This window comes from Variovorax sp. PAMC26660, assembly GCF_014302995.1.
In the GTDB taxonomy this organism is placed as follows: domain Bacteria; phylum Pseudomonadota; class Gammaproteobacteria; order Burkholderiales; family Burkholderiaceae_C; genus Variovorax.
This window is the reverse complement of the sequence record NZ_CP060295.1, coordinates 3,055,387-3,069,137: the sequence shown is the minus strand read 5'-3', so window position 1 is coordinate 3,069,137 and position 13,751 is coordinate 3,055,387. Positions and strand designations below refer to the sequence as shown.

At 67.4% G+C, this 13,751-nt stretch carries 11 protein-coding genes; 3 read left to right on the top strand and 8 right to left on the bottom strand.

Annotation, left to right across the window (positions count from 1 at the left end; all coding sequences use genetic code 11):
* Nucleotides 1-139: 139 nt before the first annotated feature.
* The 5 genes from gshA to leuS all read right to left on the bottom strand — a co-directional run bounded on the left by gshA (nt 140) and on the right by leuS (nt 7,168).
* Nucleotides 140-1,456: a glutamate--cysteine ligase gene (gene gshA / locus H7F35_RS14730; protein ID WP_187113566.1), complete on the bottom strand. Its 1,317-nt coding sequence runs from the start codon at nt 1,454-1,456 to the stop codon at nt 140-142.
* Nucleotides 1,457-1,548: 92 nt separating this feature from the next.
* On the bottom strand, nt 1,549-2,841 hold the full coding sequence (locus H7F35_RS14725) for a glutamate-5-semialdehyde dehydrogenase (protein WP_187113565.1): 1,293 nt from the start codon (nt 2,839-2,841) through the stop codon (nt 1,549-1,551).
* 69 nt (nt 2,842-2,910) lie between these two features.
* Nucleotides 2,911-3,984: a DNA polymerase III subunit delta gene (gene holA, locus H7F35_RS14720; protein WP_187113564.1), complete on the bottom strand. Its 1,074-nt coding sequence runs from the start codon at nt 3,982-3,984 to the stop codon at nt 2,911-2,913.
* Nucleotides 3,985-4,004: 20 nt separating this feature from the next.
* Complete coding sequence (gene lptE, locus H7F35_RS14715; RefSeq protein WP_187113563.1) at nt 4,005-4,526, bottom strand: LPS assembly lipoprotein LptE; 522 nt, start codon at nt 4,524-4,526, stop codon at nt 4,005-4,007.
* 11 nt (nt 4,527-4,537) lie between these two features.
* Nucleotides 4,538-7,168: a leucine--tRNA ligase gene (leuS, locus tag H7F35_RS14710; protein ID WP_187113562.1), complete on the bottom strand. Its 2,631-nt coding sequence runs from the start codon at nt 7,166-7,168 to the stop codon at nt 4,538-4,540.
* A gap of 160 nt (nt 7,169-7,328) precedes the next feature.
* Here leuS and H7F35_RS14705 point away from each other — a divergent pair, with 160 nt between their 5' ends.
* Nucleotides 7,329-8,303 (top strand): Bug family tripartite tricarboxylate transporter substrate binding protein, encoded by a 975-nt coding sequence (locus H7F35_RS14705; protein ID WP_187113561.1) that lies wholly within the window; start codon nt 7,329-7,331, stop codon nt 8,301-8,303.
* A complete protein-coding gene (locus H7F35_RS14700; protein ID WP_187113560.1) occupies nt 8,296-9,375 on the top strand; it encodes an NAD/NADP octopine/nopaline dehydrogenase family protein in 1,080 nt (359 codons plus the stop codon). Before H7F35_RS14705 ends, H7F35_RS14700 begins: the two co-directional genes overlap by 8 nt.
* On the opposite strand, the gene H7F35_RS34785 is transcribed toward H7F35_RS14700, so the two are convergent.
* The 3 genes from H7F35_RS34785 to H7F35_RS14685 are packed head-to-tail and all read right to left on the bottom strand — an operon-like array spanning nt 9,376 to nt 11,947.
* On the bottom strand, nt 9,376-9,972 hold the full coding sequence (locus tag H7F35_RS34785) for a peroxidase-related enzyme (RefSeq protein WP_187113559.1): 597 nt from the start codon (nt 9,970-9,972) through the stop codon (nt 9,376-9,378).
* A complete protein-coding gene (locus H7F35_RS34780) occupies nt 9,969-10,490 on the bottom strand; it encodes a CMD domain-containing protein (RefSeq protein ID WP_187113558.1) in 522 nt (173 codons plus the stop codon). Before H7F35_RS34780 ends, H7F35_RS34785 begins: the two co-directional genes overlap by 4 nt.
* Nucleotides 10,491-10,495: 5 nt before the next feature.
* Entirely contained in the window at nt 10,496-11,947 is a 1,452-nt protein-coding gene (locus tag H7F35_RS14685) for a SidA/IucD/PvdA family monooxygenase (RefSeq protein ID WP_187113557.1), read from the bottom strand.
* Between the two features lie 128 nt (nt 11,948-12,075).
* On the opposite strand from H7F35_RS14685, the gene H7F35_RS14680 reads away from it, so the two are divergent.
* Nucleotides 12,076-13,749 (top strand): alpha-glucosidase, encoded by a 1,674-nt coding sequence (locus tag H7F35_RS14680; protein ID WP_187113556.1) that lies wholly within the window; start codon nt 12,076-12,078, stop codon nt 13,747-13,749.
* Nucleotides 13,750-13,751: the final 2 nt, after the last annotated feature.

Sequence of the window (13,751 nt, the reverse complement as noted above, 5' to 3'; positions counted from 1 at the left end):
TTGATCGACGCGTCAGACACGCCGGGGACCTATGGCAGCGGACTCTCGCCCGCCACGCATCCCCTCCGCCCTTTTGTTTCCTTTGATGTGGGGCCGCTATTTTGCCGTTGCGCGCCGCCGCCGCAACGTGCCCCTTCAATCATTCGTAGATTTCAGCGTCCGGATCGGTCGCTTCCATCTCGTAGCTGGCCGCCACCATGGCCAGCCGGCCGACCACGCCATACATGTAGAAGCGGTTCGGCGCGCTCGCGCCGGGCTTGGCGCCAGGCTGCGGCATGTGCGCGCTCTCGGAAAAAGCCAGCGGCACGAAGCTGGCGTCGGGCAGCTTGAGGTTTTCGTCGGCGGCGCGCTCGGCATGCACGCGGTAGAAGCCGCCGACCACGTAGCGGTCCATCATGTAGACGACCGGCTCGGCCACGCCGTTGTGCACGCGCTCGTTGGTGAGCACGCCTTCCTGGACGATCAGCTCGGTCGGCTCGCGCAGGTCCCTGCCGGCGCCGGTCTTCGCGGCAGAGGACGTGCTGGTACGCGACTTGCCGATCAGCGTCTCGACGTCCTTGGCGTCGCGCACGGTGATCACGCCCGGGCTGCCGCTGCCGCTGTGGCCGCCCTTGACGACCACGAAGGGCTTCTCGTTGATGCCGTATTCCTTGTACTTGCGGCGCACCTTGGTCAGCACCGCGTCGACATGGCTGGTCAGCACGTCGATGCCACGGCCCTCGGCCACGTCGACGCCTTCGGCGCGCGCGTAGATCGGGTTGATGAGCCAGGGGTCGATGCCCAGCAGCTTGCCGAAGCGCTTGGACAGCTCTTCATAGCTGTGCAGATGGTTGCTCTTGCGGCGCACCGACCAGCCTGCATGCAGCGGCGGCAGCAGGTACTGCTCGTGGAGATCCTCGAGGATGCCGGGCGTTCCTGCAGAAAGCTCGTTGTTGAGAAGAATCGTGCAGGGATCGAAGTTCTTCAGGCCCAGGCGACGCTTGCTGCGCACCACCGGCTCCAGCGTCACGGTGTCACCGTTCGGCAACTCGATCTTCTTGGGCGACTTGATCGCCGGATCGATCGAGCCAACGCGCACATTGAGCCCCGCCATGTGGAAGATACGCACGAGTTGCGCGACGTTGGCGAGATAAAAGGTGTTTTTCGAGTGGTTTTCCGGAATGACGAGCAGGTTGCGCGCCTCCGGACAGATCTTCTCGATGGCCGCCTGCGCGGCCTGCACCGCCAGCGGCAGCATCTCTTTGGTGAGGTTGTTCCAGCCACCCGGGAACAGATTGGTGTCGACCGGCGCCAGCTTGAAGCCCGCGTTGCGGATGTCGACGGCGCTGTAGAACGGCGGCGTGTGCTCCATCCATTCGAGCCGGAACCAGCGCTCGATGGCTGGCATCGAGTCGAGTACCCGCTGCTCCAGTTCGTTGATCGGGCCGGTCAGGGCAGTGACGAGATGCGGAACCATGCGGCGGCCTTCTTGGATTTGTACTTAGAGGTGGAGCGGAATTGTAGGATTTGGGGGTGGCCGCCCCAATGACAAGACCGAAGGGGCGCGCATCAGGTCCGCACTTCGCCTTGACCGAGCACCACATACTTGAGCGACGTCAGCCCTTCGATGCCGACCGGGCCGCGCGCGTGGAACTTGTCGGTGCTGATGCCGATTTCAGCGCCCAGCCCGAACTCGAAGCCATCGGCGAAGCGTGTGCTCGCATTGACCATGACGCTGGCCGAATCGACCTCGCGCAAAAAGCGCTGCGCATGCACATGGTCGCGCGTGACGATGGCATCGGTGTGGTGGCTCGAATAGCGGTTGATGTGCGCGATGGCTTCATCGACGCCAGCCACGACCTTGATGCTGATGACGGCGGCGAGATATTCCTCGGACCAGTCGGACTCGACCGCATCGATCACCCGGGCCTTCGGATCGAGCGCAGCGTCGGCACGCAGGATGGCGGCCGCCGCCGGATCGCAGCGCATTTCCACGCCCTTGGCCGCGAAGATGGCGGCGATCTCGGGCAGGAAATCATCGGCCACAGAAGCCGACACCAGCAGGCCTTCGGCGGCGTTGCAAGGGCTGTACTTCTGGGTCTTGGCGTTGTCGACGATGCGCAGCGCCATGTCGAACTCGGCCGTGTCGTCCACGTAGACATGGCAGTTGCCGTCCAGGTGCTTGATGACCGGCACCTTGGCGTCGCGGCTGATGCGCTCGATCAGGCCCTTGCCACCGCGCGGAATGATCACGTCTACGAACTCGGGCATGGCGATGAGCTGGCCCACCGCCTCGCGGTCGGTGGTCTGCACCAGTTGCACCGCCTCGACCGGCAGGCCGGCTTCGGCCAGTGCCTCGGACACCAGCAGCGCCAGCGCCTTGTTCGACTCGATGGCTTCCGAGCCGCCGCGCAGGATGGCGGCGTTGCCGCTCTTGATCGCGAGGCTCGCAGCCTCGATGGTCACGTTGGGACGGCTCTCGTAGATCATGCCGAAGACGCCGATCGGCACGCGCATCTGGCCCACGCGGATGCCGCTGGGCTGCTGCTTCATGCCGATGATTTCGCCGATCACATCGGCCATGCCGGCCAGCTGCTCGCAGCCGAGGGCGACGGTCTCGATGACCTTGGGCGTGAGCTTGAGCCGGTCGACCATCGGCGCCGAGAGGCCGGCGGCGGTGGCGCGCTCCAGGTCTTTCTGATTGGCGACGGACAGCACCGGGCCGGCGTCGCGCAGGCGCCGGGCCAGCGCCTTCAATGCTCTGTTTTTGGTAGCTGCATCCGCACGGGCCATGAGGAAAGCAGCGGCTTTGGCTTGCAGACCCAGGGTCTGCATGTGCTCGCTGACGTTGAACGCATTCATGTCGGCATTTTCCCACGCCGACCTGTGGCCCGGCTGACAGAGGCTTTTTGGCGCCTCCAGCCGCCAGGATCAGGCGCGGCGCGTGCCAACCGGTGCGCTGCTGCAGGCACGGCACAGCATCAGCGCCAGCCGCTGCAAAGCCTGCCAGCCGCTGGCGGGCCAGTCGGGCTGCTTCAACCCCTTGCAGATGCCGTCCACCAGGTGCGCGGCGCGCAGCAGCCGGGTCAGCATGCGGTCGTCCAGCCGCGGCAACACGCGCTCGAAGGCACGCTCGCGCGGGCCCCAGATGCGGTTTTCGCGCAGCGCCATCGGCAGCGGGCGGCCAGAAGCCATGGCGTCTTTCACGCGCTTCAGGGCGCGGATGTCTTCGGCAATCGTGTAGTGCACCAGCACTTCGGCCTCGCCCTCGGCCTGCAGGCCGTCGAGCATGCGCGCCACGCGCTGCGGGTTGCCGGCGAGCACGGCTTCGGAGAGTTTGAAGACGTCGTAGCGCGCCACGTTGTTGACCGCGCCCTCGACCTGCTCCCAGCTCAATTCGCCGGCCGGATGCAGCAGCGCGAGCTTCTGGATTTCCTGGTGCGCGGCCAGCAGATTGCCTTCGACGCGGTCGGCAAAGAACTGCAGCGTGCGCTGGCCTTCGTCGCCGGGCATCACGCGCTGGCCCTGCAGCCCGAGGCGCTGCGCGATCCATTGCGGCAGCGCCGCGCGCTCGATGGGGTCGACCTGGATGCTCACGCCGTTGTTCTCGAGCGCCGAGAACCACGCGCCGGTGCGCGTGGCCTTGTCCAGGCGCGGCAGCATCACCAGCGTGAGCGTGCTGTCGTTGCCGGGCGCGCCTTCGGCCATCTGCTGCAAGGCGATGCTGCCGTCCTTGCCGGGCTTGCCCGAGGGAATGCGGATCTCGACGATCTGCTTGTCGGCGAACAGCGAGAGCGAGCCGCCCGCCGCAAGCACGGCGCTCCAGTCGAAATGCGCGCCGGCCACGGTGTAGGAGCTGCGCTCGGTGTAGCCCTGCGTACGCGCGGCGGCGCGAATGGCATCGGCCGCTTCCTGCGCGAGCAGGGGCTCGTCGCCGTGGATCGTGTAGAGCGGCTTCAGGCCCTTCTGCAGGTGGGCACCGAGTTGGGCACTGGCAAGTTGCATGGAATCGCGAGGGCCGTGGCCTAGAGTTCTTTCACGGCCGCCAGGCGGCGCATCACCTGTTGGGCGATGTCGGCCTGCATGTCGCGGAACAGCAGTTCGGCTTCGCCTTCCTTGGCCAGCGCATTGGTTTCGTTGTAGCTCAGGTCGCGCGTCTGCGAGACCTCGGAGGCCGGCAGCAGGTCCTTGCCGCCTGGCGTGTGCAGCCGGAAGCGAACGCGCAGGCGCAGTTGCAGCTCGCGCAGCAGGCCCTGCGAATTGGTCGAGATGATCAGGCGGTCGCGGTCTTCACCGAGGATTTCAAGCACCGCATCGGCTGTCTTGGCTTCCTCGGGCGTCACCAGCGTCACGGTGCCCGTGGCCCGGAACTCGCGCCGAAGCTGGTTGATCATGGCCGTGTTGCCCGTCAACGACAGCGTCTTGAACGCGAAGACCGGCGCCTTGCGCAGCTCGAAGCCGCAGCCGGCCAAACCCAGGGAGGCACCCGCCACCGTGAGGCCGAGGAGAAAGCCGCGGCGCGGCAGCGAGACATTGCGTGTGTTCATGCTTGAGTCGTTCAAAGGACCACATTGACCAGACGGCCGGGAACCACGATCACGCGCTTGGGCGGCGCGCCTTCGGCGAAATTGACGAAGTCGTCGCAGGCGAGCGCCAGCTTCTCGATCTCGTCCTTGGAGGCGCCGGCGGGCACGAGCAACTTGCCGCGCAGCTTGCCGTTGACCTGCAGCATCAGCTCGATCTCGTCCTGCTGGAGCGCGCCGACGTCGACCGTCGGCCAGGCCGCATCGAGCAGGCCGCCGAAGGTCTTGTCGTAGCCGAGTTCGTTCCAGAGTTGCTGGGCGATGTGCGGCGTGGCCGGATACAGGCAGCGCAGCAGGATGCCGAAGCCCTCGCGCAGCGCGGCCGCATCGCCCCTGCTGCCATCGGGCTTGAAGCCTTCGAGCGCATTGAGCAGCTTCATCGCGCCCGACACCACCGTGTTGTATTGCATGCGCTGGTAGTCGTAGTCGACCTGGCGCAGCACCGTGTGCACCTCGCGGCGCAGCGCCTGGGCGGACTTGCCGAAGGTCTGGCCACCGGCCGGCACGGGCTGGACATCCGCCTGTGCCGCGCCGAAATTCCATACCCGGCGCAGGAAGCGGTAGCTGCCTTCCACGGCCGCGTCGTTCCACTCGAGCGTGGCTTCCGGCGGCGCGGTGAACATGGTGTACAGGCGTGCGGTGTCGGCGCCGTACTTCTCGATCAGGTCCTGCGGATCGACGCCGTTGCGTTCGCTCTTGCCCATCTTGCCGACGCCGCCGTACTCGACCTTCGTGCCGTCGGCGGTGGTGCCGCCGGTGATGCGGCCCTGCGCGTCGAGCACCGTCGTGACTTCGGTGGGCGGAAAGTAGTCCTTGCCGCCCTTTTCGTTGCGCTTGTAGAAGATGTGGTTGAGCACCATGCCCTGCGTCAGCAGCTTGCTGAAGGGCTCGTCGGCCTTCACCAGGCCCAAGTCGCGCATCACCTTGGTCCAGAAACGCGCGTACAGCAAATGCAGGATGGCGTGCTCGATGCCGCCGATGTACTGGTCCATCGGCATCCAGTAGTCGGCGCCGCCGGCCACCATGGCTTCGTCGTTCTTCGGGTCGCAATAGCGCATGAAGTACCACGACGAATCCACGAAGGTGTCCATGGTGTCGGTCTCGCGCCGCGCGGGCTTGCCGCAGACGGGGCAGACGACACCGGCGTGGAAGCCTTCATGCTTGTTCAGCGGATTGCCCGAGCCATCGGGCACGCAGTCGGTGGGCAGCACCACCGGCAGGTCTTTCTCGGGCACCGGCACCGCGCCGTGTTCATCGCAATGGATGATCGGGATCGGCGTGCCCCAGTAGCGCTGGCGGCTCACGCCCCAGTCGCGCAGGCGCCAGGTGGTCTGCAGCTCGCCCAGGCCCTTCTGGCCCAGCGCATGCGCCACGGCGGCCACGGCCTCCTTGTAGGTCATGCCGCTGAAGTTGTCGGAATTGATGGTCACGCCGCGTTGCTTGTCGCCGTACCAGTCCTGCCACTTGTGATAGTCGAAGTGCGGCTCGTCGTCGACCAGCACGACCTGGATGATCTCGATGCCGTACTTGTTGGCGAAGGCGAAGTCGCGCTCGTCGTGCGCGGGCACGCCCATCACGGCGCCGTCGCCGTAGCCGATCAGCACGTAGTTGCCGACCCACACGGGCACCTGCTCCTCGGTGATCGGGTGCGTCACGGTCAGGCCGGTAGGCACGCCCTTTTTCTCTTGCGTGGCGAGTTCAGCCTCGGTGGTGCCACCGTTCTTGCACTCTTCGATGAAGGCCGCGACCTTGGGGTCGCGCGTGGCGGCGTGCGCGGCCAGCGGGTGCTCGGGGGCCACGGCGCAAAAGGTCACGCCCATGATGGTGTCGGCACGCGTCGTGAAGACGTACATGCGGCCGTCCTGGATCAGCTTGCCGTCGGCACCCTTGATGTCATGGGGGAAGGCGAAGCGCAGGCCTTCGCTCTTGCCGATCCAGTTTTCCTGCATCAGCTTGACGCGCTCGGGCCAGCCCGGCAGCTTGTGCTGGGTGTGCTCGAGCAGTTCTTCGGCGTAGTCGCTGATCTTCAGGTAGTAGCCCGGGATCTCGCGGCGCTCGACCGTGGCGCCGGTGCGCCAGCCCTTGCCGTCGATCACCTGCTCGTTGGCCAGCACGGTCTGGTCGACCGGGTCCCAGTTCACGACCTGGGTCTTGCGGTAGGCAATGCCCTTTTCGAGCATCTTCAGGAACAGCCACTGGTTCCACTTGTAGTAGCTCGGATCGCAGGTGGCGATCTCGCGGCTCCAGTCGATGGCCAGGCCCATGGCCTGGAGCTGGCCCTTCATGTAGGCGATGTTCTCGTAGGTCCACTTGGCGGGAGGCACGCCGTTCTTGAGCGCCGCGTTCTCGGCCGGCAGGCCGAAGGCGTCCCAGCCCATGGGCATCAGCACGTTGTAGCCGCTCATGCGCAGGTAGCGCGTGAGCATGTCGTTGATCGTGTAGTTGCGCACATGGCCCATGTGCAGCTTGCCGCTCGGGTACGGCAGCATCGAGCAGGCGTAGTACTTCTTGCGGCTCGCGTCTTCGGTGACGCGATAGGCATCGGCGGCGCTCCATTGCGCCTGGGCAGCGGACTCGACGTCGCTGGGTTTGTAGCTGGGGTTCATGTCGGCTCGGCAAGAGCCCGGCGCGGGGTGGCCGGGGAAGGCGGATTATCGCGCCCGGGCGAAGCCCCGGCCCGCTGACCCTAGACTCGGGGCACGTAACCTGCATGTTGCGCGGGTAACTGCTTGCCCTTGGGCATGTTTTCGCACCGCCTGGAATGCCATGAAATTGCGCCTGAAACACCTCGCCCTGGGCCTTGCGGCCGCCGCCGGCCTCGCCGCCATGCCCCTGTGGGCCCAGCACAACGACAAGCCCCTGCGCATCGTCGTGCCCTTCGCTTCGGGCGGCGCGCAGGACGTGATCGCCCGTTACCTGGGCGCCAAGCTCACCGACAAGCTCGGCGCCCCCGTGATCATCGACAACAAGGCCGGCGCCGGCGGCATTGTGGCCGCCGATGCGGTGGCCAAGGCGACCGACGGGGCCACCGTGCTGCTGGCTACGGGCGGCGCCATCACCATCGCGCCCCATCTTCAAACCAAGCTGCCTTACGACCCGGTGCACGACCTGGTGCCCGTGGCACTGGTCGGCGACACGCCCATGACGGTGTCCGTGCGCAGCGAAAGCCCCTACAAGACGCTGGCCGACGTGCTGCGCGACGCCAAGGCCAAGCCGGGGCAAGTGACCTACGCCTCGACCGGCAACGGCACGGTGTCGCACCTGACGGGTGCGCTGCTGGCCCAGGCGAGCGGCGTGAACCTGCTGCACGTGCCCTACCGCGGCGCCGCGCCGGCGCTGACCGACCTGCTCGGCGGACAGGTGGCGCTGATCGTCACCAGCGTGGCGTCGATCGAGCCGATGGTCGTCAGCGGCAAGGCGCGCGTGCTCGGCACCTTCTCCCGTGTGGCCCTGCCCAGCATGGGCACGGCCCCGACCGTCGGCGACGCGACCGGCCTGCCCGGCATGGAAGTGCCAGTCTGGGTCGGCGTGATGGCGCCCGCGCGCATGCCGGCCGCGAGCGTCGAGAAACTCTCCGCCGCGCTGGTCGAGGTGTGCAACCTGCCGGAAACGAAACAGCGCTTTGCCCAACTGGGCGCGGTCAATACCTGCGGCAACGCGGCGGCGCTGGGCAAGGTGATCACCGAGGACAGCCAGCGCTGGGCCAAGGTGATCAAGCAGGGCAGCATCAAAGTTGACTGAGACCACGAAGAAGATTCCCCGGGTCGGCATCGCAGGCACCGGCGCCATTGCGCTGGCCAGTGCGGCCTGGTTGCGACACGCAGGCCACGCCGTCACGCTCTGGTCGCCGGGCGGCCAGGGCGCCGAGGCCCTGCGCACGCAGGCGCTGGAAGCCAGCGGCGTCCAGCCTTGCAACGTGACGGTCGAAGTGGCCGACGACCCGGCGCAGCTGTGCCGCGCCTCGGACGTGCTGCTGCTCGCCCTGCCCGTCAACGGCCACCGGCATGTGATGGATGCGCTGCTGCCCTTCATCCGCGACGGGCAGACGGTCATCGTCAGCTCGATGGCATCGCTGTCATCGCTCTATCTTTACGAAAGCGCCCGGCGCGCCGGCAAGCGGCTGACCGTCGCCAGTTTCGGCACGACCGTGCTGACCGCGCGCCGCGCATCCGGCACGCAGGTCAAGGTCATGACGCGGCGCAAGGCCGTGGGGGTGTCCGCCCTTCCGGGCGCGCACGTTGCGCAGGCAGTTGCGCTGTGCACCGAGTTGTTCGGCGACGGCTTCTTCGCGCAGGACAGCGCGCTCGCCAGCGCCCTGGCCAACGTCAATCCGCAATCGCACGGCCCGCTCGCGATCTTCAACTGGACGCGCATCGAGCGCGCCGAGAACTGGCCGCAGTACCACTGCATGACGCCGGGCGTGTCCCGCGCGATCGAGGCGCTGGACCTGGAGCGGCGTGCCGTGGCCCGGGCCTTCGGCATCGAGGTCGGCCCCATCGAGGAGCACTTCGCGCGCTCCTTCGGCACCGCATCCACGCGGCTCGAGGACATCGCGGCCGAACTGCACGCCAAGCGCGGCGGCCCGCCCGGGCCCGTCGACATCGACACCCGCTTCGTGACCGAGGACATGCCCTACGGCCTCGTGTTCATCGAGGCGCTGGGCGCCATCGCCGGCGTGCCGACGCCCGCCACGCGCACCATCGTGGACGCCGCCTCGCTGGTCAACGGCATCGACTTCCGGCGCGAGAACGACCTGCTGGCGCCGCTGGGCCTGGCGAACGAAACCGTCGCCGGGCTGCTCGGCCGCCTGTAGCTACAGCGCGGCGGGTGCCGGGAAGACCGGCTCGCCGAGATTGAGCATCAACCGGTTGGCCCAGGCGAACAGCGCCACCGAGTGGATCAGGTCGAGAATTTCCAGCTCGCTCAGCCCGACCTCCTTCAATTCGCGGACGTCCTCGGCCGACACCTTGTCCGGCTCGGCACCCAGCTTGACCGAGAACGCGACGATGGCCTTCTCGCGCGGCGTGGTGCCGGCGGACGTCGGCTCCTCGAACACCTGAGAAATCACGTCGTTGCGCTTGGCCAGTTGCTCGAAACGCTGCGCATGCACCGAGGCGCAATACACGCAGCCGTTGACGCGCGACTCCACCGTGGCGCCCAGCTCGCGCTCCGCGCGCGGCATGCCGCCCGGCGCGAACATGATCGCGTTGAAGGCGATCGAGCGCTGCAGCAATATCTCGGGCTGGTGCGCGAGCACCAGAAAGTACGGCGAGGTGCGCGCCTGCGGGCTCATCTCGTCCAGCGCCGCCAGTTGGGCCGGCGTGGCGGTGTCGACATTCACCGTGGCCAGCCATGGCTTCCATGTCAGCACCTCGTTGGTGAAGCCCTTGATGCGGATCGGGAGCGTCATGCCGACACCTCCGCCGCAGCCAGCGCCTGCAGGCCCGCGGCGACGCGGATCTGGTACGACAGGAACGCGATGAGCTGGCTCAGCGCCACGAGCGCCGGCGTCGACAGACCGCAGTCTGCGAGCGACTGGACCGCCGCCCTGTCCCCTTCGATGGGACGTTCGATCAACTTGCCGGTGAAGGCCAGCACCGCACCAAGGCGTGCATCCGCCGCCGGCTTTCCGCCGTCGACGGCGGCAATCACGGCGCTGTCCGCGCCCTCGGCCACGAGCCGTTCGCGATAGTGCGCGGCCAGGTTGCCGGCCTTCGACACGCGGCAGGCATGCAATGCGACGAGCAGGCGCTCGGCGACCGACAGGCCTTCGACCGTCGGAGCGAACATCGCGTCGTAGCTGCCCTGCGTCGCGGCGACGACCTTGTCGCGCTGACGGCGCAGCGCCCAGGTCGGCTGGTCCGGTGCCAAGGGCACGGCGGCGTCGAGCACATCGACGGCGAGAGATGAATCGGTGGTGTTTGTCATGAAGTTCAGTCTCGTTCGGACGGCGGCAGCGCGGGCACCCATTCGTCGCCGAACAGTTCCGGCTCGCTGTAGGCCTCGAGGTTGGCGTAGTGGTAGTCGAAGTCTTCGCGGTAGAACAGGCTGGCGATGCCTCTGGCCAGCCGCTTGGCACCTTCGCTGATGGCGGGGATGTCGCCCGACACCGTGCCGTGCGACAGCGCCGCCGGGTAGCAAAAACAATGGATGCGATCGAGCCCCGGGCACGCGCCCCGGACGCGCTGCTGGAACTCGAAGACCGGCCCGAGGTCGGGCGAGTCGGCCAGTTCCTGGTCTTCGTCGCCGGGGGCGGGCACGAAGCGGTCTTTCCAGGTCCGCACGTGCGACGCGATGCCGTCGAACTCGGGGCGATGGGCCCAATCGACCTTGAAGCCGGTCGAGACGATCAGGAAGTCGAACACGAAGTCGCCCTTGGGCGTCGACACGCGCATGGCCTCGCCCTCGGGCGTGACCGACAGGATCGGACAGCCGAAATTGAAGAAGGCGTTCGGATGAACCGACACCCGCAGCGTGCTGCCGTGCGGCGGCGGCACGTTCGCCACATTGATGTAGTGACGGATGCGCCACTTCAGTTCGTCGGGCAGGTCGTAGTGGCCCTGCGTGAGCCCCGGCACGCCGGCGCCCTTGCCCTTGTTGACGCGTGGCAGGTCGGGCCGGCGGATCAGCAGCTCGACACTGTGCGCGCCGGCTTCCAGCGCGGTGCCCGCGCTGTCCATGGCCGAGGAGCCCGCGCCGACCACGCCCACGCGCAGGCCGCGCAACTGGCCGTAATCCATCTCGTCGGAAGAATGCGCCCATTTCGAGCGCGGCAGGGCATTCACGAAGGCGGGAATGGCCGGGCCGCCGAGACCGTCGCGGCCGGTGGCCAGGACGACGCGGCGCGCCAGCACGCTGCGCAGGCCCTCCGGCGTGCGCAGGTCGAGACGAACGGCCGTCGCATCGGGCAACGGATGCATGCCGGTGACGGTGGTGTCGTTGCGCACGTCCACGCCCATCACGCGGCGATACCAGACCAGGTAGTCCATCCACTGCAGGCGCGGGATCTTGTCCAGGGCCGTCCAGGCTTCGAGGCCGAACTGGGCCTCGAACCACGCGCGGAAGGTCAATGCCGGCAGGCCCAGCGCGGGGCCGGTCAGTTCCTTGGGCGAGCGCAGCGTCTCCATGCGGGCCGTGGTCGCCCACGGGCCTTCGCTGCCGGAGGGCGAACGGTCGAACACGATGGCGCGAATGCCCTGCTGCGCCAGCGCGACCGATGCGGCCAGACCAGCCTGCCCCCCACCGATGACGACCACGTCCAGTACCGCCTCGCCAGCGATCTGCCGCGCGGGCATCCATTGACGGCCAGGCCAGCCGAGGTATTCGAGGTCCTGGGCGAGCCGCGCTTCGAGCGCGGCGAGGGAAGAAGCGGAATCTGATGTCATTTTGAAAAGCGGAAGCGGCGCCCAGTGTAGAAAGCTTCGCGGGCCTTCAAGCCGCTTGCACGCCGGCAAGCCCGTATCACTGGCCCGGATTTCGCATGCCACAATGAATTCCGACCACAGGGGCAGGCATGGGCAGCAGCAATAGCAGCAACAGCGAATGGTGGCGTGGCGCGGTGATCTACCAGATCTATCCGCGCAGCTTCATGGACAGCAACGGCGACGGCATCGGCGACCTGCCCGGCATCACCGCCCGGCTCCACCACGTGGCCAGCCTCGGGGTCGACGCGATCTGGGTCTCGCCCTTCTTCCGCTCGCCCATGAAGGACTTCGGCTACGACGTGGCCGACTACCGCGCGGTCGACCCGATGTTCGGCACGCTGGCCGACTTCGACGCGATGCTGGCGCGCATGCATGCGCTGGGGCTGAAGCTCATCATCGACCAGGTGCTCTCGCACACCTCCGACCAACATGCGTGGTTCGTCGAAAGCCGCTCCAGCCGCGACAACCCCAAGGCCGACTGGTACGTCTGGGCCGACCCCAAGCCCGACGGCACGCCGCCCAGCAACTGGCTCTCGGTCTTCGGCGGCTCGGCCTGGCAATGGGATTCGCGCCGGCGCCAGTACTACCTGCACAGCTTTCTCACCGAACAGCCCGACCTCAACTTCCATTGCCCCGCCGTGCAGGACGCGCTGCTGGGCGAGGTGCGCTTCTGGTGCGAGCGCGGCGTCGACGGCTTTCGCTTCGACGCCTGCAACCACCAGTTCCACGACGCGCTGCTGCGCGACAACCCGCCCGCCTCGGTCGAATCGCAGGGCGAGGTCAGCACGGTGCGCGTCGACAACCCCTATGCAATGCAGCAGCACCTGCATGACAAGAGCCAGCCCGAGAACCTGGTGTTTCTCGAGCGCCTGCGTCAGTTGCTCGACGGGTTCGGCGCGGTGGCGCTGGGCGAGGTCGGCGACGAGAACGCGCCGCCCGTCATGGCGCAGTACACGGAACGCGGCAAACGCCTGCACCTGGCCTACAGCTTCAGCCTGCTGACCGCCGACCACAGCGCGAAGCACCTGCGCCATCAGGTCGAGGCGCTTGACCATGCCTTGGCGGCCACAGATGGCTGGGGCTGCTGGGCGGTGTCGAACCATGATGTGCCGCGCGTCGCCACGCGCTGGAGCGACGGAGCCCCCGCCGACACGCGGCGCGACCGGCTCTGGCTGACCCTGCTGCTCACGCTGCGCGGCAGCGCCAGCATCTACCAGGGCGAGGAGCTGGGCCTGCCCGAAGCCGAGGTGCCGTTCGAGCTGCTGCAAGACCCATACGGCCGCGCCTTCTGGCCCGAGTTCAAGGGGCGTGACGGTTGCCGCACGCCGATGCCCTGGACCACAGACGCGCCGAATGGCGGCTTCACCACCGGCACGCCATGGCTGCCGATGTTCGGCCCGCACCTGCCGCTGGCCGTCGAACGACAGGCCGGCGACGCCGCCTCGATGCTGGCCTTCAGCCAGGCACTGCTGCACTGGCGCCGCACGCAGCCGCTGCTGCGCACCGGTGACATCGTTTTTTTCGATGCGCCCGAGCCGCTGCTGCGGTTCGAGCGGCGCGATGGCAGCCAGTCGCTGCAGGCGATCTTCAACCTGGGGAGCGAGCCGGTGTCGATGCCCTTGCCCGATGGGCTGGTGCCGCTCGCCGGCCAACAACCGCTCGCATCAACCACCACAGTGCAGGCTGAAAGCGAAAGGCGCATGCTGGTGCTGGCGCCATACGGTGTCTTCCTCGGTGAACCTGCCGGCGAAGGACAAGTCTGATC

Coding starts and splice junctions, on each gene's coding strand:
- H7F35_RS14725 (WP_187113565.1), bottom strand. CDS start 2,841: ATGAATGCGTTCAACGTCAGCGAGCACATGCAGACCCTGGGTCTGCAA.
- holA (WP_187113564.1), bottom strand. CDS start 3,984: ATGCAACTTGCCAGTGCCCAACTCGGTGCCCACCTGCAGAAGGGCCTG.
- H7F35_RS14685 (WP_187113557.1), bottom strand. CDS start 11,947: ATGACATCAGATTCCGCTTCTTCCCTCGCCGCGCTCGAAGCGCGGCTC.
- H7F35_RS14680 (WP_187113556.1), top strand. CDS start 12,076: ATGGGCAGCAGCAATAGCAGCAACAGCGAATGGTGGCGTGGCGCGGTG.
- lptE (WP_187113563.1), bottom strand. CDS start 4,526: ATGAACACACGCAATGTCTCGCTGCCGCGCCGCGGCTTTCTCCTCGGC.
- gshA (WP_187113566.1), bottom strand. CDS start 1,456: ATGGTTCCGCATCTCGTCACTGCCCTGACCGGCCCGATCAACGAACTG.
- H7F35_RS34780 (WP_187113558.1), bottom strand. CDS start 10,490: ATGACAAACACCACCGATTCATCTCTCGCCGTCGATGTGCTCGACGCC.
- leuS (WP_187113562.1), bottom strand. CDS start 7,168: ATGAACCCCAGCTACAAACCCAGCGACGTCGAGTCCGCTGCCCAGGCG.
- H7F35_RS14705 (WP_187113561.1), top strand. CDS start 7,329: ATGAAATTGCGCCTGAAACACCTCGCCCTGGGCCTTGCGGCCGCCGCC.
- H7F35_RS34785 (WP_187113559.1), bottom strand. CDS start 9,972: ATGACGCTCCCGATCCGCATCAAGGGCTTCACCAACGAGGTGCTGACA.